This window comes from Vibrio sp. 10N.237.312.B06, assembly GCF_041464685.1.
GTDB classification, from domain to species: domain Bacteria; phylum Pseudomonadota; class Gammaproteobacteria; order Enterobacterales; family Vibrionaceae; genus Vibrio; species Vibrio tasmaniensis_A.
Genome location: NZ_JBFSPI010000081.1, coordinates 1 through 24147, shown reverse-complemented (window position 1 = coordinate 24147; position 24147 = coordinate 1). Strand labels below are relative to the sequence as shown.

The 24147-nt window shown below is 43.4% G+C and carries 17 protein-coding genes, 1 tRNA gene and 3 pseudogenes; 11 read left to right on the top strand and 10 right to left on the bottom strand.

Annotation, left to right across the window (positions count from 1 at the left end; genetic code table 11):
* Positions 1-978: IS66 family transposase (gene tnpC / locus AB6C75_RS18375; RefSeq protein ID WP_372108583.1), on the top strand; the 978-nt coding region annotated here is incomplete at its 5' end.
* Positions 979-1032: 54 nt separating this feature from the next.
* Here tnpC (AB6C75_RS18375) and AB6C75_RS18370 read toward each other — a convergent pair.
* The 4 genes and pseudogenes from AB6C75_RS18370 to tnpA all read right to left on the bottom strand — a co-directional run.
* Positions 1033-1242 (bottom strand): annotated as a pseudogene (locus AB6C75_RS18370) (ISAs1 family transposase); the annotation flags it as partial.
* Positions 1243-1344: 102 nt separating this feature from the next.
* Positions 1345-2991, bottom strand: a pseudogene (gene tnpC / locus AB6C75_RS18365) (IS66 family transposase).
* A 53-nt stretch (positions 2992-3044) separates the two neighbouring features.
* On the bottom strand, positions 3045-3398 hold the full coding sequence (gene tnpB, locus AB6C75_RS18360; protein WP_372108581.1) for an IS66 family insertion sequence element accessory protein TnpB: 354 nt from the start codon (positions 3396-3398) through the stop codon (positions 3045-3047).
* A 9-nt stretch (positions 3399-3407) separates the two neighbouring features.
* On the bottom strand, positions 3408-3674 hold the full coding sequence (tnpA, locus tag AB6C75_RS18355; protein ID WP_372108580.1) for an IS66 family insertion sequence element accessory protein TnpA: 267 nt from the start codon (positions 3672-3674) through the stop codon (positions 3408-3410).
* 492 nt (positions 3675-4166) lie between these two features.
* On the opposite strand from tnpA, the pseudogene recA reads away from it, so the two are divergent.
* Positions 4167-4598: pseudogene (gene recA, locus AB6C75_RS18350) on the top strand (recombinase RecA); the annotation flags it as partial.
* Between the two features lie 299 nt (positions 4599-4897).
* Here recA and AB6C75_RS18345 read toward each other — a convergent pair.
* The 6 genes from AB6C75_RS18345 to AB6C75_RS18320 form a co-directional block, all read right to left on the bottom strand.
* Complete coding sequence (locus tag AB6C75_RS18345; RefSeq protein WP_009847632.1) at positions 4898-5698, bottom strand: TrmB family transcriptional regulator; 801 nt, start codon at positions 5696-5698, stop codon at positions 4898-4900.
* A 54-nt stretch (positions 5699-5752) separates the two neighbouring features.
* On the bottom strand, positions 5753-6814 hold the full coding sequence (locus AB6C75_RS18340) for an ROK family protein (protein WP_372108578.1): 1062 nt from the start codon (positions 6812-6814) through the stop codon (positions 5753-5755).
* A complete protein-coding gene (locus tag AB6C75_RS18335; RefSeq protein ID WP_372108577.1) occupies positions 6798-8636 on the bottom strand; it encodes a glycoside hydrolase family 13 protein in 1839 nt (612 codons plus the stop codon). The genes AB6C75_RS18340 and AB6C75_RS18335 overlap by 17 nt, the downstream gene beginning before the upstream one ends.
* Positions 8637-8645: 9 nt before the next feature.
* Positions 8646-9479, bottom strand: a complete 834-nt coding sequence (locus AB6C75_RS18330; RefSeq protein WP_372108588.1) for a sugar ABC transporter permease — start codon at positions 9477-9479, stop codon at positions 8646-8648.
* A gap of 37 nt (positions 9480-9516) precedes the next feature.
* The gene (locus tag AB6C75_RS18325; protein WP_009847628.1) at positions 9517-10800 is read right to left on the bottom strand and encodes a carbohydrate ABC transporter permease; all 1284 of its coding nucleotides are present in this window, start codon (positions 10798-10800) and stop codon (positions 9517-9519) included.
* Between the two features lie 127 nt (positions 10801-10927).
* Positions 10928-12172, bottom strand: coding sequence for a maltose ABC transporter substrate-binding protein (locus tag AB6C75_RS18320; protein ID WP_135444385.1), 1245 nt, complete (start codon positions 12170-12172; stop codon positions 10928-10930).
* Between the two features lie 500 nt (positions 12173-12672).
* Between AB6C75_RS18320 and AB6C75_RS18315 the strand changes: the two genes are divergently transcribed.
* From AB6C75_RS18315 to AB6C75_RS18275, 9 genes are all read left to right on the top strand, one after another.
* Positions 12673-13704, top strand: a complete 1032-nt coding sequence (locus AB6C75_RS18315; protein ID WP_269337023.1) for a porin — start codon at positions 12673-12675, stop codon at positions 13702-13704.
* A 37-nt stretch (positions 13705-13741) separates the two neighbouring features.
* Entirely contained in the window at positions 13742-14782 is a 1041-nt protein-coding gene (gene lpxD, locus AB6C75_RS18310; RefSeq protein ID WP_371710402.1) for a UDP-3-O-(3-hydroxymyristoyl)glucosamine N-acyltransferase, read from the top strand.
* Between the two features lie 98 nt (positions 14783-14880).
* Entirely contained in the window at positions 14881-15363 is a 483-nt protein-coding gene (locus tag AB6C75_RS18305; protein ID WP_167851856.1) for a glycosidase, read from the top strand.
* A gap of 239 nt (positions 15364-15602) precedes the next feature.
* Positions 15603-16724, top strand: coding sequence for an ABC transporter ATP-binding protein (locus tag AB6C75_RS18300; RefSeq protein WP_372047492.1), 1122 nt, complete (start codon positions 15603-15605; stop codon positions 16722-16724).
* 309 nt (positions 16725-17033) lie between these two features.
* Complete coding sequence (locus tag AB6C75_RS18295) at positions 17034-18905, top strand: alpha-amylase family glycosyl hydrolase (protein ID WP_372108573.1); 1872 nt, start codon at positions 17034-17036, stop codon at positions 18903-18905.
* Between the two features lie 250 nt (positions 18906-19155).
* Complete coding sequence (alaS, locus tag AB6C75_RS18290; protein ID WP_372108571.1) at positions 19156-21789, top strand: alanine--tRNA ligase; 2634 nt, start codon at positions 19156-19158, stop codon at positions 21787-21789.
* Positions 21790-22008: 219 nt separating this feature from the next.
* Positions 22009-23190, top strand: a complete 1182-nt coding sequence (locus tag AB6C75_RS18285) for an aspartate kinase (protein WP_372108585.1) — start codon at positions 22009-22011, stop codon at positions 23188-23190.
* A 92-nt stretch (positions 23191-23282) separates the two neighbouring features.
* On the top strand, positions 23283-23480 hold the full coding sequence (gene csrA, locus AB6C75_RS18280; RefSeq protein WP_009847619.1) for a carbon storage regulator CsrA: 198 nt from the start codon (positions 23283-23285) through the stop codon (positions 23478-23480).
* 474 nt (positions 23481-23954) lie between these two features.
* Positions 23955-24047: transfer RNA gene (locus AB6C75_RS18275), tRNA-Ser, on the top strand.
* Positions 24048-24147: the final 100 nt, after the last annotated feature.

Genomic DNA, 24147 nt, shown 5'->3' with positions numbered 1-24147 from the left:
GTGAAAGCTCAAAAGCCTGACAATGCATCACAAGGGGTTATCGGTCCCAATTTATTAAGCTACATTGGTGTGCTTGCAGGACAATATCACCTTAGCGTTCGAAAAATCCAATCACTGCTCAAAGAGCAACTCGGCACAACATTTTCTGTTGGTGCGATTAGCGAAGCGCAAACGAAAGTCGCTTCAATGCTAACGCCATTGCATCAAGCGATAAAACAAGCGTTAAAGAAAGCGCCTTTGATTCATGCTGACGAGACCTCGTATCACCGAAATGATGAAACGAGCCTTCGTTGGTGTTGGTTAGTGGCAAGTGATGACCTTGTCTATGAACAAATACTTTATTCGCGCTCGACCTCATCAGCGAAAAAGGTCATTGATGAAGACTATGCAGGCATTGTGGTCAGCGACCAGTGTCCAAGCTATAACTGGATAGCCGCAGACCGTCATCAGTTATGTTGGGCACATGTGAAGCGTAACCTTCAGCAAATGGCGGATTATAGTGGCGGTGGTCACACCGCTCATATTGGCAGACATCTTTGTTTGCTGACGAACGTCATTTTCCATACTCGGCATCGTTATGAACAAGATGAGTTAAATTATCCGCTGTACTTACGAAGAATGCGTAGGTTGCAGAAATCGTTCGATCATTGGTTGAGCAAAGGGACTGATGTCATGGTCAAGCGGTATCGGGGGCGATGCAAGTTATTGCTCAAACATAGAGAGAGCTTGTGGGTTTTCCTCAAGAAAACGTCAATCCCCTTAACCAATAATGAAGCTGAGCGATGTATTAGAGGCTTTGTAATCCAAAGGAAAATTAGCTTCGGAACGACCTCGGATGCAGGCGATAAATTCCGCAGTAGGATACATACCCTCATCGAAACCTGCAAAAAACGTGGCTTATCGGCAATGTCCGTATTGAGTGAGATCATCACGGCTGTTGTGGATAAGAGGCCGTACCCCAACGTCTTTGACTTATAAACCACACGGTTCTCTTCAAACATGGTAAGTCAAGATACCTCGGTGAACGCTTACTTTCACACTTCTATCTCTCACGACAGCAATCACGCTTTTAACAGTGAACCACTTTTCTTTGAGACCTTCACTAAATGCTGCGGGGAGCACGTAAACTTCTCGCACCTCTTTTCGACCATGACCTTTATTTTCGGTCGTATAAGACTCTTGATTGTCCTTAGGCAAAGCCCAATAATCTTGAAATTGTGCATCAATTTCTGCGAGTAAGCTGTAAGCGTCTGCGAACCGACTCATTGACTTTCTAATATCAACACAGATACCGGCAACTAAGGCGGTATCTGTCATTCTGAACGCTATTCGGGGGCGGGGGGACTAGTCCGTTTTTGGCATATTCCAAGGAAGAAGATGACCATGGTCGTCTTCACTCTTCAGTTTCGGGATTTCTCGTAGCACGTATTCCAGATACTCATACGGCTCACAATCGTTAGCCTTCGCGGTTTCGATAAGGCTGTACAGCACGGCACTGGCGCGTGCTCCATTATGACTCTTTGAGAACAACCAGTTGTTCCGTCCTACCGTGAACGGACGTACTGAGCGTTCCGCTCGGTTATTATCCATGCTTAACCGGCCATCATCGATTACTCGTACTAGCTTCGACCATTGATTGAGACTGTAGCTAATCGCCTCACCTAATTTACTTTTAGGGGGCACCTGAGTGACCGATTTATCTAACCACGCCTTGAATTCATTGAGCAGAGACTGAGTCTTTGATTGGCGGGTAACATATCGCTCTTCCCTCGGCTTATCTTTGAGTGCTTGTTCAACACGATAGAGCTTTTGGAACCAACTGACTGCCCACGGGATTTTACCCCCTTTTCCTTGCTTGCCTTTTGGTTGGCTCTGCTCTGCCTCTATGAACTTACGTCTTGCATGAGCCCAGCAACCCACCAACTTCGCCTCTGTCTTTTCATACGCTTTATATCCATCAACATGAAGGTATCCAGTGTAGTTTGACAGGTACGATTGAGGGCAGTGGTGACCCCGACTCCCTTCTTGATAGTCGAACAAGACGATACCAGGGGATTGCGCATTACCGCCCCTGTCTGGACCACACCCATACAACCAGATGTAACTTTTCTTTCTTTCGTCATCGAGCACGGTCAACGTGGTCTCGTCCGCGAACAGAACATCTTGAGCAAGGAGGGTTTCTTTCAGTAAGGCGATTAACGGCTCTACCTTATCAGCGCAACGCAGTATCCACTGACTCATCGTTTTTCGGCTGAGCGCTAGCCCATATTGTCTGAACAGCGATTCTTGACGATAGAGAGGCAGGGCATAGTGGTATTTGTTCGTGATAATTTGCGCAAGCAAAGAGGGAGTCGCGATGCTTTTCGGGATAATCGATGCTGGCTATGGAGCCATTGCAACAACACTCCTCTCTCCTAACACATCACATTGACGACAGACGTATTTGGGTCTTTCAGTGACTTCAACGTACAACTTAGCCGGGATATACACCAGTTTTTCACTGGTGCTTTGCCCCATCCTACAGAGCATCGACTGGCAACACGAGCAGGTTTTTTCTGATTCTGGTATGTCCACCACGACTCGCTCTCGTGGTAGGTCTTCGGGAAGCGTTGGGCGACCACGACGTTTTGTCTCGGATGAAGTGTTTTCCGCTTCCGAGGCGTCATCATTCGGATTATCGGGCGCTTCCTCTTCATCTGTCGTATCGGCATGAGTCTCCGCCTCATTGAACTCTAAGTCCTGAGGGGGCAGGATTTCACTACTGCTACCAAAGCGTTTACGCCGCGCTAGGTTGAGTTTTTCAACCAGCGATTGGATGGTTAATTCGCTCTCGTTTAGAGACTGGCGAAGCGTGAGTACGCTCGATTCACTCTCGCCTAGAGACTGGCGAAGAGTCAGTATGGTGGCTTCAAATTCATTGAGTTGCTTATCTTTATCAGCCAATAATGCTTCTAAGAGAGCTAACTCATTTTGATGATTTTCATAGGTCATATAAGGAAGATCGCAGAGTTACGCGAAAGTTCCTTATACGCAATATTTTTTATTTAGTTAAGGCTTTGGTAATTCAATGCTTGATGGGGTTTCATTTTTTCAATGTCGAGTCCATCAAGCAACCAATGCCACTGCTCTTCCGTTAATGAGAGGGTTTTCCCTGGCATTTTTCTTGGCCAAGCGAACTTGTCTTTTTCGAGTCGCTTTTGCCAGAGACAAAAACCATTACGCTGCCAATAGAGAACTTTGAGCTTATCCCGGGTTCGATTACAGAAGACGAATAGCGCTTCGGAGAAGGGATTAAGGTTCATATTCTGTTCAACGATAAAGCTCAAGCCGTTAATGCCCTTTCTAAAATCGACGGGCGCCTTGTGGAGATAGATAACAGAGGTATCAGAAGAGAGCATGCCCCCGCCTCAAGGCGTAATTCGGTGTAACGTAGAGGATGGCTGTTGTTCGTTTTTGGGGTTTAGCTTGGCTGTCTTTTCAACGACAACGAATTCAGAAAGTGAATCTTCTCGTTTTTTAGGCATGTTGACTAAGTGGTGTAGTTTACGGCGGTTGTTGTCAAACGTTTTTGGGTGAAGGTTGTGCTCTAAACAAAACTGAGCAGCGGGCTGTTCACTATTGTAATACTGCTGCACAAGGCGCAGCCATTCCTGTTGAGATCTATGCTGAGACATTTTCGAGTACCTTTAACGATCAAAGTTAAAGGTTACGACGTTTATTAAAAGGATTGAATGAGTCGATTTAAAGACGCTTACAATCAATGTAGCATTTATTAAGGTTACAGGGCGACTGGCTGTGACTGCGTTAAAACTGATCTTCACCCGATAAAATGGACACCCTGTTCATCTTAAATTGTTAGTTAAGGGGAGTGAGTAATAGTAAATGTGATTTTTATTTAATCGGCTTGATATATTAGCCGCGGATGAGCCGACAAAATATGGGGTAATATTGCTCTCATCATCTTTATTAGTTAGCAAGGACTCACTTTGGGTTACAAAGCGGTTGAATTCATTCATTTGATGACACACGAATTTCAACAAGTCGTAGGTGACTTTGAATCCTTATCTGAGCGTGAGTTAAAAGGTGGAGTGTTCTTTACCTCCTGCTCCGACGTAGTTCACTTACCGTCTCAGACAGATTTATACTCTTTAGCTAATATTACATTCAACCCTGAAACAACAACAGGTGGTAACGCACTTAAGTTCTACGCATCTGTTCGTCTTGATATTCGCCGTACTGGCGCGATTAAAGATGGTGATGAAGTTGTTGGTAACGAAACTCGCATCAAGGTTGTTAAGAACAAGATTGCTGCACCATTCAAACAAGCTGAAACTCAAATCCTTTACGGCAAAGGCTTCAACCGCGAAGGTGAGCTTATCGACTTAGGTGTTAAGAATAAGCTAGTAGAAAAAGCAGGCGCTTGGTACAGCTACAAAGGCGACAAGATCGGCCAAGGTAAAGCAAACGCTGGTAAATACCTGCGTGAAAACCCAGAAGTTGCTCTAGAAATTGATACTAAACTTCGTGAGTTACTGCTAACCCCTGCTGTGCTTGAAGAGAAAGATGCAGAGAAGGAAGAAGAAAACGAAGAGCTATAAGCTAACGTTTTGTTAAGTCATCTTCATAAGAAAGCATGACTTTGAAAGATTTTAAAGCCTCGAATTTTCGAGGCTTTATTGTTTCAGTCGTAAAAATGTAAGGTATTTGATTGTTTAGAGGAAAGTGACGGTGGTTGGCTGCTCTAGATGACTTATAGTTATGCACTCATAAATCTATTCTTTATCAAATAACCAAAGAAACCCTTTGGATTAAATAGATTCCCGTCAAAATTTCTTTCCCCGAAAGGCCTATTACTAGACCTTTGTTCGTATCTTATTATTGAATTCGATCTGCTGAGTTAGTGCTTCTTAAGCTCGTCGAGTACCATGGCATTATGCTGTTCGTGAATCGTATTTACTCTGACGTGTTGGTGCTGATTAGGAGCCAGGCGCTCGTATTCTGTTAGGTAAATATCGCTGTGAATATGCTCTGCTATCATTTTTACAATTAAGCGATTATTGGCATACAAACCTAAGGTTTCTTCACGGTGTGAGAACATGAGGGCGAGCTTCATATCGGCTACGCACATAAAGCGGTGTGAAGGGTATTCGGTTTCTTCATTTTCAGAACGCGAATGTAGTTCTATCTTTTCATGTGGGCTCGCCATTTTGTTGAATGAAAAGCCAATCACTCGTACTCCACGTTCCACGGCGTCGCATAATTCTTTGCCAAACAACTCAAGGTTAAAATCGGTATTCAGGTAAATTTCTAGATTTGCCTGATTAATGATTTCCTTGGCCTTTTGAAGTAAGTTGTCGAACCCCGATACGTTGTAAACGAACTCTTTTTCCTCTTTCAGCATCATCTTAGATAATTCTGATTTAAGGAAATTAATATTGGTGACGGTCTTTTTTTCTATCTGGCTGAAAATCAAGTCTGGTGATTTAGCTTCGTACTCTTTAGTGTCGCCATCAGACATGAAAATGTAGCCATTGGCGTAAAGGTTATCGATAGACGAGTAAACAGAAGAGCGGGAGATAGAGATCTCTTTCGCGATTTTATATCCGCTGGATTGGCCATTTTTGAGTAAATTAATATAAACAAGCGCATCGGTTTTGGTAAACCCAAAATCCATTAATTTGGTGACTAGCTCTGACACGGGTTGTCCTCTGAAACTATTCAATATCTTCTCCTTCTAAGGTTACCATTCTTGTCACGACGAGCGTAAATGATTGTTGTGATTTTTTTCAGCGATGAGAAACGCTCCGCGAGCAAAGGTGAATTCATCTTGTTTTGGGTGAATAATCACTGGAATTTCATTAACGTGAATGTAGCGAGACAATGCGACTTTTAAATCTGCCGTTAATGTAGAATAGGTCGTTGCTTCGCCGGATAATAGGAGTCGTGTGGGCAGTAATTGCTGAATGGGATTAACTAAACTGCGCGCCAATTGGTCAATATAAGTACGATAGATGCGCGATGCATGCGGTTCACTTTGGTCTACGCCTGAAAAAATTTGCGTTAAAGTTTGGTCTTTTAGCACGACTTGATGATATTGCCGCTCAATACTTGGTGCGGATAAAAACTGTTCAATGCAGGCCTCATTTCCACAGCGACATACAGGAGTTAAGCCATCAACGAGCCATTGAAAATTTGGTAACGTTGAATGTGCCCAATGTGAGCTGAATGGGTGGTGCACTTGCTCGTTATTTTGATAAAAACTTATGCCACAACCATCGCCCAAAAATACGCTGAGTATGGCCTCTTTGTGTAAATCACTAGCCCTCTGATTGAGACTTGAACCTGCCGAGAGTGGTTGTTCAATTAAGTCAGCGTTCGTCATTGCGTTACTAATAGCGTCGTACGCAATGGCCGCACTGTGTGAATGCATCACAAGCGAGCAGTCGACCTTGAAATGCTGATTCAGGTTTAGTGTTAATTGGGTGATTTCTGGTGAGTGAGTAGGACTTGGTTTTGCAAGTTTACGTGCGGATTGGCAATGAGATAAAAAAAACTCGGATACACTTATGCCTATCGTGGCGATACGTCCATAGCGGTAGCTGACGCTCGATATTCGGCTTATCAAATGTTGGGTCAAGTGGGCAAGGTCGTCAGGAATGCGCTGCACCATTCTATACACCTCTTGTCCGTTAGAAGTGCTGGCGACCGAGTAAATAGAGTGGGAATCAATCGCGATTCCCATCACTATATTTGGTTCTGCTTTAATGAGCATGATTTGATTAAAGAAACACTTGGATTTAGTTCGCTTGCTCAATCACGTAGCCATAAGCGCTAATGGTCAGTGATTTTCCATCGAGCATGATCTGTTTATCTTTATCGCTGTTGTTTAGAACAAACATTAAATTGCCACGGCGGTAAGCGATACACTCTTTGTCTTCCGTCCCTTTTTCATCCTCCACGTTTAACCAGTCAATGCTAGGCTGATTAAAATCGGGATTAGCTTTACGCAAAGCGATCATTTCTTGAATGAAATTTTTGAATTCTAAGTCTTGCTCTGATTCTTCCCATATCATGCATTTTCGGTTGTCTTCGCTGCCCATGCCGCGGCCGCCATCCATACCAATTTCGCCACCATAATAAATGCATGGAGCACCGACTTGAGTGAACATAAATAAATAGGCTAATTTAGCTTTACGTTTGTCGCCCTGGCATAAAGAGATAATGCGAGTGGTGTCATGGCTATCTAATAAGTTAAACATCGCTTCGTTTACGTTGCGTGGGTATGCCATGTACGACGCGTTCACTGCATTTACAAAGCTCTCTTTATCAACGTCGCCAAGACCAAAGTAGTCGGTAATGGCTTGTGTCAGCGGGTAATTCATCAACGAATCGTATTGGTCGCCACGTAACCAAGGCATACCTTCGTGCCAAATCTCACCAAGAATGTAGCAGTCTGGGTTGGCATCTTTTACGACTTTACGGAAGTCACGCCAAAACGCGTGGTCCACTTCGTTGGCTACGTCTAAACGCCATCCATCAATGTTGAACTCTTCTACCCAGTGGCGCGCTACGTCTAATAAGTATGCACGACACTCTTCATTTTCAGTATTCAGCTTTGGCATTTCGACGACGTTGGCGAAAGTTTCGTAGTTTAAGTTCCAGAAATCCCATTCTTCTTTTGGCGTATCTGGGTATACAGGGAACTGATTGATCCAAAACCAGTCGGCGTATTTGGACTTTGCCCCGTTATTCACAACGTCTAGCCATAGTGGTGATTGAGACCCAATGTGGTTGAACACCGCGTCGAGCATAATTTTCATGCCGCGTTTATGGGCTTCATCGACGAGTGCTTTAAAAGCTTCATTGCCGCCAAAGTGCGGGTCTACATTGTAGTAGTCGACAGTGTCGTATTTATGGTTGGCGTTGGCTGTGAAAATAGGGCACAAATACAAACCATTCACGCCAAGATCTTGCAGGTAATCGAGCTTATCGATCACGCCCCATAAATCGCCACCCATAAAGTTGTCGGATACAGGTCTGGTTCCCCAAGGCTGCACGTTGGCAGGTGAAGTTTCAGGGCGACCATTAGCAAAGCGCTCTGGGAATATTTGGTACCAAATGGTGTCTTTTATCCACGTCGGTGTCTTTAAAACGTCACGAGGGTTTATGTAAGGAAAACAGAAGAAATTACTTAAGTTGCTCAGCTCGATTTCTGCGTTTTCAGTCGTTGAAATGTCGGCGCAGCGTTTTTCTCCAAATAGAATCTTTTCGCCGCCTTTTCCGTACAAAATAAAGCCATAGCGGCTACGACGTTTCGGTGGAGTAAACTCTGCAAACCAGTGGTCGTGGTACTCGGTTTCCCCTTCATGAATCATGGTCACTTCATTGCCACCCACCCAACCGTGTGCATCACTGCCACCTAGGTTGCCACCATCGAGACCACCTTCTGCCCAGTGGTACGGGTCGCCTATCCAAAGTGAAACCTTGTCTAGTTCGCCTTTTGCACAGCGTAAGCGAAGGTGAAGCGTTTCATTGTTGTAAGCGTAGCTGTCTGCACTTTTTGCTGAGTGAGTCAGCGAGCTTTTTGTAATCGGTTTGTTGATAACTGAATTTGTAATAGCCATAGCGGAAATCATCCCTAATTATTATTCTTTAACTGCACCGCTGACGAGGCCGGTAGTAATGTGTTTTTGAGTCGCAACAAATAGCAAAGTGATGGGCACTGCAACCAATAATGAACCCGCGGCAAACAGCGTAAAATTCTCCGCTGAGTTAGATGAAATCCAACTGAAAATACCGATGGCTAGCGTCATTTTTTCTTCGCTGCGTAAGATCAGCGTAGGTAAAATGAAGTCCATCCAAGGTGCGGTGAAAGACACTAAACCAACAAACACTAAGATAGGTTTCGCGAGAGGGAGAATGATCTCGAGGAAAATCGTCATGTGGCCTGCGCCATCAATTTTTGCTGCTTCATCTAATGAAGTGGGAATGGCATCGAAATAACCTTTCACCAACCAAATCATGAATGGTAATGAGCCCGTTACATACACAAATAACAAGCCAGCATAGGTATCAATCAATCCCATTTTTGATAGCAAGATGTAGATAGCCGTCATCGAAAGAAAGGCCGGGAACATCTGCAATACAAGAATGCTCATCATAATGTTGCGCTTACCATTGAAGCGGTAGCGAGAGAACACAAACGCTGAAATAGTCACGACAACCAGTGAGATAACCATATTCGCTGTCGCGAGAAAAAAGGTGTTTTTATACCAGTCTAAATAGGGTGTGTCCGTGAACAATGCGCGGTAGTGGTCGAGCGTAAAGTCAATACTTGTGAAAGAAGAACTGAATAAGTTATTCCCTGTTTTGAATGAAGCTAGCACTGTCCAAATCACTGGTCCAAGTACTAATAATGCGTTGGCAATGAGAAATAGGTACACGACTAGGGTGCCTATTTTGCCAATGTATTTGTCCATGTTAATTAACTTATTCGTACTATTTAAATTAGCCATGTTACATACCTACATCGTCTTTGAATGACTTCATGCGGCTGAATTGCCATATCGCAATACCAGACAAGAACAAGAAGATAATGATTGAGATAACCGAAGCGATTTGATACTGCTGGAAGTCGAGCGTGAGCTTGTAAATCCAAGTGATCAGAATGTCGGTATGTCCTGCGAATCGATATTCAGGGTTGATAGGACCCCCTTCGGTTAACAGGTAAATCGCCCCAAAGTTATTGAAGTTATGGGCAAAGGTCATGACCAACGATGGGGCCACTTGGTGCAACACCATAGGCAGGGTGATTTCTTTAAATTGCTGGAACTTGCTTGCACCATCGACTTCACTGGCTTCATAAAGTTCGCTTGAAATGTTAGTCAGTGCCCCTGCAATAAGCAGCATAAAGTAAGGTGCGCCAACCCAAACACTCACCGCGATAACGGTAATTTTTGCGGTGAAAGGGTCTGATAAGAAGGCAATCGAATCAAAGCCCCACGAGTTTAACGTTGCGTTGACTGGTCCAATACCATTCAGTAGCAAGCGGAACATCAATAAGGTCACGAAAGCAGGAATGGCATAAGGGAGAATAAAGATAAAGCGCCATGCTTTTTTGGCTTTAATGTTTCGATTTTGTAGCGCAAGCGCCAGTAAAAAACCAAACCCACAAGTACATATGGTGGCAAAAAATGCCCACAGAACCGTCCAAGAAGCGACACCGAAGAAAGTGCTCGACCATATTTTCAGTTCAAATAGTGAAACAAAGTTTTTAAACCCCACCCAATCTACAAGGTTTCTTGGTGGGATATGATGAGGTGCCGAATAGTTAGTGAAAGAGACGAGTACCGTAATTATGATTGGTAAAATAATGAATGCGATACTGGCAATAAAAGCTGGCGATAGCATGATGAACGCGAACTTTTGGTCGTAAATGTCTTTAAATTGTTCTCGAAGGTTCAGTCGTGACTTAAGGCTGACTTTTGCATCTTGGACATTAGCGATGTACAGACAGATGAATAAGAAGCTGTAGAGTAGGGCTATGACCCCTTCGACCAACATAAAGACCGAGTTATCGCCCTGTAATATTTTAAAGCCTTCACGAACTTGAGCGACATCTCCTAAAGTGACTAAGCCTTTTAGCGAGGCCAACAGCTCCGGGAGAATCAACAATGTGATTAGCTGCATGGCTAAAAATACACCGCCTTTTATCCAATGACCTTTTACGATCTGTGTACTCCCCATAATAAGGAGTGAAGCGGGCATTCGCGATGCCGGCTGATTCTCTGTTAACAACATTGTTTATCTCTATTGTTTAGGTTGTCGTTATGTATTCGTTTTCTGGTCACGCCCTGAACTAGCGCTGTGGCTTTATGACACAGCGCATGAGCTAAGTCGCTTGTGAGTCGCGACGGGAGTTCAGAGGTTACTCTTGTAATTCTATTTGTTCTTCGATGATCGAAAGCGCACGGTCTAGAACAGAACTCGCAGGTTTATCGTTTACCCAGTAGTCTGTAATAGCACTGGCCATTGGTGACCAAATGAAGCCCATTTCAGGAATAGATGGCATTGCGTCTGAGTAGAAACCTTGCGTAATAATGGCGTAAGTTGCTTCATCGGCATCAACAATGATCTCTTCCATAACTGACTGGATAGGAGGGAGTGCTCTTGACATCTCATAGCGTTTTTTCAGCATCGCGTCGGAAGTAAGGTAGTCAGCAAATAATTGTGCGGCTTTCGGATACTCAGTGTAAGAAGACACAACCGCAAGACGAACAGTTGCAAAAGTGCGTGGTTGTTGGCCTGCTAATTTTGGCATAGGTACAACACCAAGATTTATACCTGATTCTTGATACCCTTCGATTGCCCAAGGGCCGTCGATAATAGCGGCGACTTTTCCTTCATTAAATAAGCCACGACGTACTTGCGGGTTGCGCATATCAACTGGATTTGAATTGTTGGCCACTTGCAGGGTTTTCATTGCTTCTAAGCCTTGTTGGGCTTTTTCAGAGTTGATGCCGATGTCTTTTGCATCGGTACCGTTATTACCAAATTCGTATGCGCCGTAAAGCGTGACAAACATACGAGACTCGTAATAGTTCTGTATGTCCCAAAGCAGTGCGTATTTATGCTCTTGCTTATTGTTGAAAGTTTTTGAAAATTCAATAATTTCTTCAAAAGTTTCAGGTGCTTTAGTCAGTAAATCTTTATTGTAGAACAGAGCGGTAGTGGCGAAGCTAACTGGGAAGCCATAGCTCACCCCTTCAGCTTGAGACGCATTAATCGCATTTGGCATAAAAGTATTCGAGATACGTTCGGCAGATACCAGATTCTCCATCGCCCCACCTGCCACGACTAATCGCCCCAATAAGTCATGTTCAATCTCGACTACATCTGCCACGCGAGCAGAGCCGCCATCCTGAATCAAACGAGAAGCGGCATCGATAGGCGCTAACCCACGGAATGAAAAATCAATATCGTATCCTAACTCCTTATTAAAGGACTGAGCGGCGTACTCCATGTAGTCGAGTGTTGTTTTGTCGGTCCAGATTAACAACTCAGCCCCATTTTCTGGCTGAATTGTGTCTGCGTTTGCATCGGCTGCAACCGTTAATGTACTGGTCGTTAACGTTGCCGCCATTAAGGCTGCCGCGAATAGATTCTTTTTCATTCCTGAATTTTTCATACTGACACCGCGCTAGTTAAATTCTTAGTAGTCGTTCGTTAAGTACTACTATGGTATGTCTCGCCGACAATATGTCAACATTACCTGGTTAAAATGTCAGCATATTTGTGATAATTGTCACCTTCTGTTTGTGCTTTTTACATCTAGTAGCTATAGGGTTTTATGTCTTGTTTATTGGGGCTTTTGAACAGTGCTTTGTTCTTTTTGATACTTAGATTAATGAAAAGCCTACCGTTTGTGATGGTGATCAATAATCTCCGCAGTCAAGGGTGATTGATCTCTCATTTCTAAATTCAATAGGAAGCAAAACATTTATAATTCTAGAACAATAAATAGGCGTTCATTACGGACGACTATGTTTTTCTGGTTAAATGTTGCGAAATCAGCAAGCCTATCAAGAGACACAGTGGATAGATAAAGAGAAACAGTGAACAAAAATAACCCTACAAATAACAACAAATGATTCAGTGAAGAATCAATAAGGAATGACCGTGAAAAAAACATTATTGTCTGTAGTGATCACCAACACTTTACTTATTAGTGCTGGCGCTTCGGCTGCTGATGACCGAACTATGTCTCCAAGTGATATCTTTTTTTATGACGCTTTAAAATTTGGTGGGCATGTTGGAACATCGATTGAAGTCGAAGAGAAAAACATCACTGATTTTGCATCATGGGGTGGCGGCAAGTCTAAAGAGCGTACAACGACTCATGAAGTGTTTAACGTCTTCTATAATAACGCGGCGTGGAATGCGACCGCACTTTACGCGTTCAAACTTGAAAATCGTAAGAAAAAGAAAGGCGATTACGCAGAAACAGAAAATGGATATAAGCACTTATTATCATTAAACAAAAGTTTTCAACTAGGAAATGGCTGGGGAACGGGCTTGATCTATGAGTTGGAATATACAAAGGGTGATATTGTTACCTCTGCGAAAGTAGACGGCTTGAAAACCACGAAAGCTGAGCACAGTATTCGTCCATACCTTACGTACTGGAATAATGAATATTCAGCGGGTTTCTATTCAAACCTAGAGTACCTATACAACGATTCAGATAAGAGTGCTTGGGGTTCTCGTGAAGAGGAAGGTTACAGCCTCTTATTTAAACCTTACAAGCGCTTTGGTCAGTGGGAAGTTGCAGCTGAGCTTTACTATCAAGTTAAAGAAAATAAAGCGAAAACCGCTAACGGTTCACTCAATGAAGCCAGCGATTTCACCGAGATGTATATTGAACCAATCGTTCAGTACAGCTTTGAAGAAGCCGGCACTATGTACGTTCGTGCTCGTATTGGTGAAAACGAAACGAAACATACAGACGGTTGGGCAAAGAACGAAACTTTCTTCAAAGATATTCGTAAGGCAACTTTAGGCTATGAGCAAGCAATTGGCGACGATTGGTTGGTAAAAGGCGAACTTGAGTGGGCTAAAGACACAGAGACTTTCTCTAAGCTGAAAGGCGAAGAGAAAACTGTAGAACAAGAAACAATGTACCTACAAGCGCTTTACCGCTTCTAAGTGGTATTAATCACAACTCAAATGACAGAGTAATATTATGATCAAAGTTTCAGATATCGCCCAAATCGTTGGTGGAAAAATTGAAGGTGATAACACGGTAGAAATATCGAAGATTCGCCCAGTTTCCAGCGTAGAAGAGGGCGGCTTAGCCATTGTCTTTGCTAAAGCCGATTTAAAAGGGCTATCTGAAACTTTGGCTGATGTCATTGTTGGGCCAGAAGCCATTTTACAGACTAAAGCAAAAACAAAAATCGTGATTGAGAAGCTCGAAGCTGAGAAGCTCAATCAACTAATGCGTCATTATAAAGTTCAAAAATATCAATTATTTGATCAAGGGAATACATCAGATACTCCCGATGTTTATATCGGAAAGCATTGTCAAATAGGTGAAGGTTGCCATTTCATGCCCGGTGTTAAAATCATGAACGGTGTAACAATCGGCAATAACGTTGCAATTCATGCCAATACAGTCATCAAAGAAGGCACTGTGATTGGTAACAATGTCACCATCGACTCTAACAACTCCATTGGTAATTACAGCTTCGAATACATGACCGGGCACAACACCCGTTATGAACGCGTGGAAAGTGTGGGTCGAGTGATCATTGGTGATGAAGTTGAAATTGGCTGTAATAACACCATCGACAGAGGCACTTTAGGCGACACCGTTATTGGTCGTGGAACCAAAATAGATAACCTAGTGCAAATAGGGCATGACTGCAAAATAGGCCAGCATTGTTTACTGGTATCTCAGGCTGGTTTTGCGGGCCACACTACCTTGGAAGATCATGTCATTGTTCATGGTCAAGCCGGTACCGCAGGGCATCTTACTATCGGTAAAAACTCCGTTATTAAAGCCAAATCAGGTGTGAGCCACTCTTTCCCTGCCAATAGTGATCTGTTCGGTTATCCGGCGAAAGATGCACGTTCTTATTATAAAAACTTAGCCGTATTGAACAAATTAACTCATCAAAAAAACAGTAACCCCCGTCCAAACTCTAAATCGTTAGAACTTGATAGAGACAAAAGAGCGGTGGTACCGAAAAAGAGCTTAATAGCGAGACTATTTCGTTTATAGGTTGCCGAAGCGAGAGCTTTAAAAAATCAAAGCCCTAACTCGCGATGACTAAGACGGAATAGAACCCTACATATATAAAAAATAATAAGGAAATGACAATGAAACGTACTCTACTTGTAGCCGCACTTTTATCTTCAGCGTTAATGGGCTGTGCGAGCACAGCTGACACGCCAGCAGCTGATCAAATGAAAGCAACAGGTCCTTTCGCCGATTGTAATCTCGCCACGGTGGAAGATCGCGGGCCAATTCGTCCTTCACTTTATGTTATAGGCACTTTCCCTGATGGCCAGTGGATCCACATGGAAAACCGTCAAATGTCGCATAAAGGCAAAGGTATTTACCAAGTGGTAAGCGAAGAAAAAGCGGGCAACGTAAGTTTGCAGTTCGCAACGATGGGCTGGTCTCCACAATTTACCGCAGCTGGCATGTCGATGACGGCAGGTTATGAGAAAGCGCTAAAACGCGGTGGCTTTGCAAAAAACACAACCGTTAATATTCCAGAAGATGGCAAATATTTATGGAGTGTTGAAATTAGCGAAGATAAGAAGCCGGTTCGCGCATTGGTTAAAGCGTGTAAATAAGCGATGTAGCCAACCTACATGACCCACTCTATATCACTATTTATAACCACGCTTTATAAACTCGTGGTTGAACGCAGTGATACAGATGAAAGGTGCTCTGAATATCAGAGTACCTATGTTTTAAACATAAACCCTAAATGATTAACGTTTACGTCTTTTTAGCCAGTAACTTGAGAGCTCCAGTCACTGGCTAAAAAGATTTTTACCTATCAAGATTTAACCCGTATTCGGAGTTTCAAATGGCAACAGTTAGCCTGCGTAAAGTAGAAAAACAGTACGATAATGGTTTTAAAGCCGTACACGGAATTGACTTAGATATTCACGAAGGTGAGTTCATGGTATTTGTGGGGCCGTCTGGTTGCGCCAAATCTACCACATTGCGAATGATTGCTGGCTTAGAAGATATCTCAGCAGGCGAAGTGCGTATTGGCGATAGAGTGGTGAATGATTTAGCGCCTAAAGAGCGTGGTATTGCCATGGTATTCCAAAACTATGCGTTGTACCCACACAAAACGGTCTTCGATAACATGGCCTTTGGTTTGAAAATGCAAAAGCGACCAAAAGAAGAGATCAAACAACGCGTAGAAGATGCCGCTGAAAAACTAGAAATTACCGATCTCCTGTACCGTAAGCCTAAAGAAATGTCGGGTGGTCAGCGTCAGCGTGTCGCAGTGGGGCGAGCCATTGTTCGTAAACCGGACGTATTCTTATTTGATGAGCCTCTATCCAACCTTGATGCCAAACTACGTGTTTCGATGCGTGTGAAAATCGCACAACTACACAAGTCTCTTAAAGATGAAGGTAACCCTGCGACCATGATTTATGTCACGCACGATCAAACGGAAGCTTTAACTTTAGGCGACCGAATTTGTGTATTAAATCAAGGTAACATTATGCAAGTGGACACGCCGACCAACTTGTACAACGCACCACAGAACAAGTTTGTGGCGGGTTTTATCGGCTCCCCAGCCATGAATTTAGTGAACACAACCCTACGCAAGTTAGGTGATGATATTTACGTGGAACTTTCCCCTAACGCCCAAATTATTATTCCTAAACGTTTGCAAGAAAAGCTTGTGGATCATATTGATAAGCCCGTGTGTCTAGGCATTCGACCTGAACACATAAATATTGCCGCTGATGATGAGATGGTGAACGTACACCCTGGTGAGCTGACCGTGGTTGAAAACTTAGGGAATGAAAAATACCTGTATTTCAAATTGGGTGATAACGAAATTGTCGCGCGAGTGAATAACCAAAACATAAGTACATCAGATATTGGCAGCCAAGTACGCTTTAATTTTGATTCTGCTTTTTGCCATATTTTTGATGGTGAAACCGAACAGAACCTGACGTTGTAAGTTTATTTTTAAAACGAAAATGCTTCACAGCAAAAAGTGTCAATAAGATCAAAATAGTAAAGGCTATTACTCTACAAAACTTACCTTAACAACATGCCCTGAGCCGGCCTGCTAGGTTCAGGGCATTACCCGAATTCTAATAAATATAAATGATCCTGAGAATTATTTCTTAAGGCTTTGTCGTACCTGAAATTTACTGTTGCTGATAGACCTCATTATGGTGATTTAACGTAACAGTCATAGAGCGCGGCATTATAAAAGTAAAAACAATATAAAACGAAACCTCATAACGTGAATAAAGGATGACACATGAAGAATAAGCTTATTATGCTATCAGCATTACTGGCTTCCCTACCTGCTATGGCAGATTGGAACCAGGCCTATTTCCGTGGTACTGCCAATAACTGGCAAGCCGAATCTATGGTTAAAGTGAAAGCAAACCACTGGCAAATAGTGAAAAAATTTAATACCGGTGATGGAACGAACTCTCCTAGTTTTAAGGTTGATCGCTTTGGTGATTGGTCTGAAAACTACCCTCTATCAAATTTCTCAGTTGACCCTAATAAAACCTACGAAATTAATTTCTATGACGACACGAATAAAGTGGTGGTCCATGAAAAACTTCCCTTTGATATGCGTGATGAAACCATGTATTTCGTGTTTCTTGACCGTTTCTATGATGGCGATTCAGCCAATAATACATCGACGGGTGCCGGCATGTATTCGGCAGACAAATCGGATTTCAAAAAATACTTTGGTGGTGACTTAAAAGGTTTAACTGCAAAGCTAGATTACTTGAATGATATGGGGATCACGGCCATTTGGATAACGCCTCCAGCAGATAACATTAACGTGCCTGACAGTCGAGGCGGTGCGGGTTACCACGGCTACTGGGGACGTGACTTCTTTAAAGTTGACGAGCATCTAGGTACCGTTGAAGATTTTAAAGCATTAAAGACGAAAATGGATAGCTACGGCATGAAACTCGTGTTGGACTATGCGCCTAATCACTCTAACCCTGATGATGAAGGGGAATACGGTGCACTTTATAAAAAGGGTGTCCGAGTTACCGACTACAAAAATGATAATGCAGGGTATTACCATCATAATGGAGCGATCGCTGAAAACGGTAAAGATTGGGAATGGAACGACGCATGGGCGGTTCGTAATAAAACCTTGTTTAACTTAACCGATTTTGACCAACGTAAAGATGGTCCTGCGCGTCAGTATTTGATTGATGGCGCGAAATTCTGGGTTGATTTAGGTGTGGATGCGATTCGTATTGATGCGGTGAAACATATGGATAAAGAGTTTATCCAAGATTTTACTGGCCAAATAAACGCATACGCGAAGAAAAGCCAAGGTAAAGATTTCTATTTCTTTGGTGAGTGGATGGATTCAGGTGCTGACGCAACGGGATCAAACTTTGCCTCTATCGATTTTGCCAATACATCAGGCTCTGCATTGCTTGATTTTGGTTTGAGAAACACCATCGAAAACGCCTTGCTACAACACAATGGCACTGGCATGTATGCCATTAATAACTACATGAAGCTGAGAGACCAAAAATTCACAAGCAGTGATTGGCAAGTGGTGTTCTTAGATAACCACGATGCGTCACGTATCTCTACCGTTTTACGCTCAGACGCGAAGAACTTTGGCGCAGGTAAAGACAAGTGGGGTGGTCGTCAAAGTGTTGCCTTTGCACAAGACCGAGTGGAGCTGGGTTTAGCGCTTATCATGACTTCTCGTGGTATTCCATGTATTTACTATGGAACAGAGCACTACGCAGCTAACTTCACTACCAATGGTTTTGGCCAGCAAGGTAACGACCCATACAACCGTGAAATGATGCCAAGTTTTGATAAAACGACCAATGCTTACAAGATGATTAAAAAGTTGAGTAAGTTACGTAAGGACAGCTATGCGGTGCAGCAAGGTGATTATATTGAGCGCTGGATAAGCAATGATGTATTGGTATATGAACGCAACGCAGGCGATGACGTAGTTGTGGTTGCAATGAACCTCGGTCAAGGTACATCGGTTAACGCGGTGAATTTAGGATTGGCAAACGGAACTTACGACAGTGTATTAGGCACTGACCAAGTAGTTGTTTCTAATGGCAGTGGCACATTTAATCTAGACCAAAATGAAGTGGTTATCTTACGCACTAAGCACTAGCAGGTAATACAGGCTATTGATAACGGTTTTACTGGTTTTTGATTGAGTATCAACAGCATAAACCTCGTACATAGTGTGCGAGGTTTTTTTTATTTTTCTTCGCTTGAGCTAGTGGAATATTCTTCATTTTATCGAATTCCAACTAAAATCCTGCCCAAGGGTGTCTTTTCTACAAGAAAACTAGTCGAAGCCTTAACCATGATCTACAATACGGCAAAATTCTAACTCGACTATTTTCAGGAAGAGCTGCATGTACATGAGCACTGATGAGGTTCGCAACGCGTTCCTTAAGTTCTTTGAGAGCAAAGAACACCAAATCGTAGACAGTTCATCGTTAGTTCCACATAACGATCCAACCCTGCTATTTACTAACGCAGGCATGAACCAATTCAAAGATTGCTTCTTAGGCGCCGAAAAACGTGCCTACACTCGAGCAACTACGGCTCAGCGTTGTGTACGTGCGGGTGGTAAACACAATGACCTTGAAAACGTAGGTTTCACGGCTCGTCACCACACGTTCTTCGAAATGCTAGGCAACTTCAGCTTTGGCGACTACTTCAAAGAAGAAGCGATTGGCTTTGCTTGGGAATTCCTGACTGAAACACTAGGTCTGCCAAAAGATCGCCTGTTAGTAACGGTTTACGAGACAGATGACGAAGCATTCGAAATCTGGAACAAGAAAGTGGGCATCCCAGCTGACAAGATTGTTCGCATCGGCGACAAAGAAGGTGGCAAGAAGTTTGAATCTGATAACTTCTGGACAATGGGTGACACAGGCCCTTGTGGTCCATGTACTGAAATCTTCTACGATCACGGTGAGCACATTTTGGGTGGCCGCCCTGGTACACCTGAAGAAGATGGTGACCGTTTTATCGAGATTTGGAACAACGTATTCATGCAGTTCAACCGTCACGCTGACGGCACTATGGAACCGCTACCTAAGCCAGCTGTAGATACTGGTATGGGTATTGAGCGTATCTCTGCAATCATGCAGGGCGTTCACTCTAACTACGAAATTGATGTATTCCAAAAGCTAATCAAAGCGACAGCAGAAGTGGTGGGTCACGACGACCTATCTAACCAATCGCTGCGCGTTATTGCTGACCACATCCGTTCTTGTTCATTCCTAATCGCTGATGGCGTAATGCCTTCAAACGAAGGTCGTGGCTACGTTCTACGTCGTATTATTCGTCGTGCAGTTCGTCACGGTAACAAGATTGGTGCACAAGGCGTGTTCTTCCACAAACTTGTGGGCGTACTGGCTGAAGTGATGGGTTCTGCAGCTGAAGAGCTTAAGAAACAACAAGAGCTTGTTGAAAAAGTACTTCGCATCGAAGAAGAGAACTTTGGTCGCACGCTAGAGCGTGGCATGGTTATCCTAAACCAAGAATTGGATGTTATTGAATCTGAGCTTAATTTAGCTATTCAGAATAAAGAGCAATATAGCAATGAAGTATTTGGGGTTTTACCAGGTGAGGTTGTGTTTAAATTGTATGACACATACGGCTTCCCAGCAGACCTTACTAACGATGTAGCGCGAGAGCGAAATTTATTTATTGATGAAGAAGGCTTTGAAAAGGCGATGGAAGAGCAGCGTCAGCGTGCTCGTGAAGCGGGCCAATTCGGCACGGATTACAACGCGACGATCAAAGTAGACACCAACACTGATTTCTGTGGCTACACAGGTACTGAAGGTTCAGGTGAAATCTCTGCGCTATTCGTTGACGGCGAAGAAGTATCTTCACTATCGGCTGGCGACAAAGCAATCATCATCCTTGAAGAGACACCATTCTACGCTGAGTCAGGCGGTCAATGTGGTGACGCGGGTACGCTAAGCACAGCGTCAGGTCTATTCAAAGTACAAGATACTCAAAAGCTAGGTAATGCATTTGCACACCACGGTGAGCTAGTTGAAGGCGTATTTGCTCAAGGCGATAAAGTAGACGCTATTGTTGACGCTGAGCGTCGTGCTGCTATTTCACTAAACCACTCTGCAACTCACTTACTTCACTCTGCACTACGCGAAGTGCTAGGTGAGCACGTTGCTCAGAAAGGTTCTTTAGTTAAGCCAGACAACCTACGTTTTGACTTCTCTAATCTTGAAGCGGTAACACCAGCACAGATTAAAGAAGTAGAGCGTCTAGTTAACGCACAAGTTCGTAAGAACCATGTGATTGAAACTAACATCATGGACATCGAGTCAGCGAAAGAAAAAGGTGCGATGGCACTGTTTGGCGAGAAGTACGATGATGAAGTTCGCGTTCTGTCTATGGGCGATTTCTCTACTGAGCTTTGTGGTGGTATCCACGCGAGCAACACCGGTGATATCGGTCTATTCAAGATCACTTCTGAAGGTGGTATTGCTGCGGGTATTCGTCGAATTGAAGCGGTAACGGGTGAAGCTGCTCTAGATGCAGTAGAAGCTCAGGCTAACGCTTACGAAGAGAAGCTTGCTGAATCAGCTAAGAAAGCGAAATCGCTAGAGAAAGAAATCCAACTACTTAAAGAAAAGATGGCTGCAGCTGAAGGTGCAAACATCATGGGTAAAGTAGAAGAGATCTCTGGTACTAAGGTACTGGTTGCTGCCATTGAAGGTGCAGACAACAAGAACCTACGTACTATGGTTGATAACGCTAAAAACCAAGTAGGTAGCGGCATCATCCTGATCGCGAACGTAGCAGACGGTAAAGTTGGCCTGATTGCTGGCGTAACTAAAGACCTTATCGGCAAAGTTAAAGCGGGTGACCTCGTTAAGATGGTTGCTGAGCAAGTTGGCGGTAAAGGCGGCGGTCGTCCAGATATGGCTCAAGCGGGTGGTACTAACGTTGAAGCACTACCTGAAGCGCTCAAATCAGTACGTATTTGGCTTGAAGAGCGTCTTTAAGCTTAAGTAATTGATACAAAGATGCCCAATCAACTGATTGGGCATCTTTTATTTTGCCCATTGGAAGAACCTTTGAAAAAGGTTTGATTGAGATTAACCAAGAAGGCTAATGGTAACGTTAGACTCCTTGGTTAATTTTTATTGCTTCGCCATGACGCGGAGTATGTGTTTTTTTGTCATATATAGACATTGGTCTTGGGAAGGTGAGGAAGGGTGAAAATGCCTCTTATCGTGCAGAAATTTGGTGGAACGTCGGTGGGTTCAATTGAACGAATCCATCATGTAGCAGAAAAAATCATTGAAGCGAAAAATGAAGGGAACCAGATCCTGGTTGTCGTTTCTGCTATGTCAGGTGAAACAAATCGGTTAGTTAACTTAGCTTCACAAGTTGATAGCGTACCAAACGCTAGAGAGTTGGATGTGCTGTTAACGGCCGGAGAACAAGTTTCCATGGCTTTGTTGGCGATGACGTTGCACAAGTTGGGTTATGAAGCGACATCGATGACTGGCTATCAAGCCAAAATACACACCGATTCTAATCATAATAATGCGACGATTGAGCGTATTGATACCGCTCCTATTAAAGCGCTGTTAGATGATGACCAGATTGTCATTGTTGCAGGTTTTCAAGGCGTTAATGCAAAAGGTGATATCACAACCTTAGGGCGAGGTGGTTCAGACACCACGGCCGTTGCGTTGGCAGGCGCCCTTCAAGCGAAAGAGTGTCAGATATATACCGATGTTGATGGCGTATATTCCTGCGACCCTAGAGTGGTTAAGCAATCTAAGAAATTAGATACCTTAGACTTTCCCTCTATGGAAGAAATGGCTCGCAGAGGCGCTAAGGTTTTACACCTTCCATGTGTTCAACATGCGTGGCGACACAATGTACCATTGAGAGTGCTTTCGAGCTTTGAAGAAGGCGAGGGAACTCTTATCGCGGGTAATGACTGTTTGAATGATATTGCTGGGATAGCCATTCAAAGAGATATGGTTCGCGTCGAGTGTTTGAATCAAGATTTACCGTCTCTCATGTCGCATTGCCATTTATTAGGGATTGAAGTCTGTAGTGTGATCGAGGAAACAGAACGGGCAGCACTCATTATCAAACCGGACATTAGTGCTAAATTAAAACTAGTTTTTGACGAGAAAATCCGTAATAGTGAACAGGTTAGTTTGTTAACTGTGGTAGGAAGCCGAACACAAGAAATTGTGGTCAGTTCACATGGATTGTTGTCTGAAGGCGAAATTGATGTACAGCATCACTTATTGCAACAGCAGTCTTTAACTTTGGTGATATCACCAACGCAAGTCGATATGGCTGCTAACATATTACACAATGCATACATCGTAGCGCGTGAAACACAGGGTTATCCTAAAAAAGAAGTGCATTTTGGTTAAATAAACTCAATCGATAGTTTACGAAAATATAACTTTTGTTGGATAATGCTCGCGTAGCTAGATAAATTTAGAGATTACTCAAGGAGCAAAGAATGCTAATTTTGACTCGCCGCGTTGGCGAAACACTGATGATTGGTGACGAAGTAACAGTTACTGTACTAGGCGTTAAAGGTAACCAAGTACGTATTGGTGTTAACGCACCTAAAGAAGTATCTGTTCACCGTGAAGAGATCTACATGCGCATTCAAGCTGAAAAAGGTAATGGTAACGTTGCACCCGGCAACTACTAATACTTTTGCGTAGAGAAGAGGCTAGCATTGTTGCTAGCCTTTTTTGATCTTGGGGAAATGGAAATACGCATTTGAACATCGATGGGGTGGTAGCGGGTTAGTCTTAACGCGGTGAAGTGAGAGCTTTATGACGTTATGAAATACAAATAGGATCGATCATCGCTATTACACGGTATTTTGTCTGCGCAAACTCAAGATTTGTTAGCTTCCCCTATGGCGCAAATACGCATCCCGTAGTATTGTGCAAACAGCGGTAGCACTTGCTGCTGGATAAATTAGATAATTGTTTTCGGCTATTTATTATTGCCAATCTTTCACCTTAATTTTTAAGGGAAAAAGCGCGATTTGAAGCTTATAAGTTCAATTTGCAAGCGCTTTGATTAAATAGCAAACGGTTGAGTGTTTTTGTCCAATTTTTTTCAATAAAGTGTTTGACATATTTTCGGTAAAACGTAATATGTGCCTCCGCAAGACGGTGAGGTGGCCGAGAGGCCGAAGGCGCTCCCCTGCTAAGGGAGTATGTGGTTTGTAGCCGCATCGAGGGTTCGAATCCCTCCCTCACCGCCATTTCTTGCACGTTTGAATTTGCAAGCAAACACAGAAGTAACAATGTGCGCCCTTAGCTCAGCTGGATAGAGTACCTGGCTACGAACCAGGCGGTCGGAGG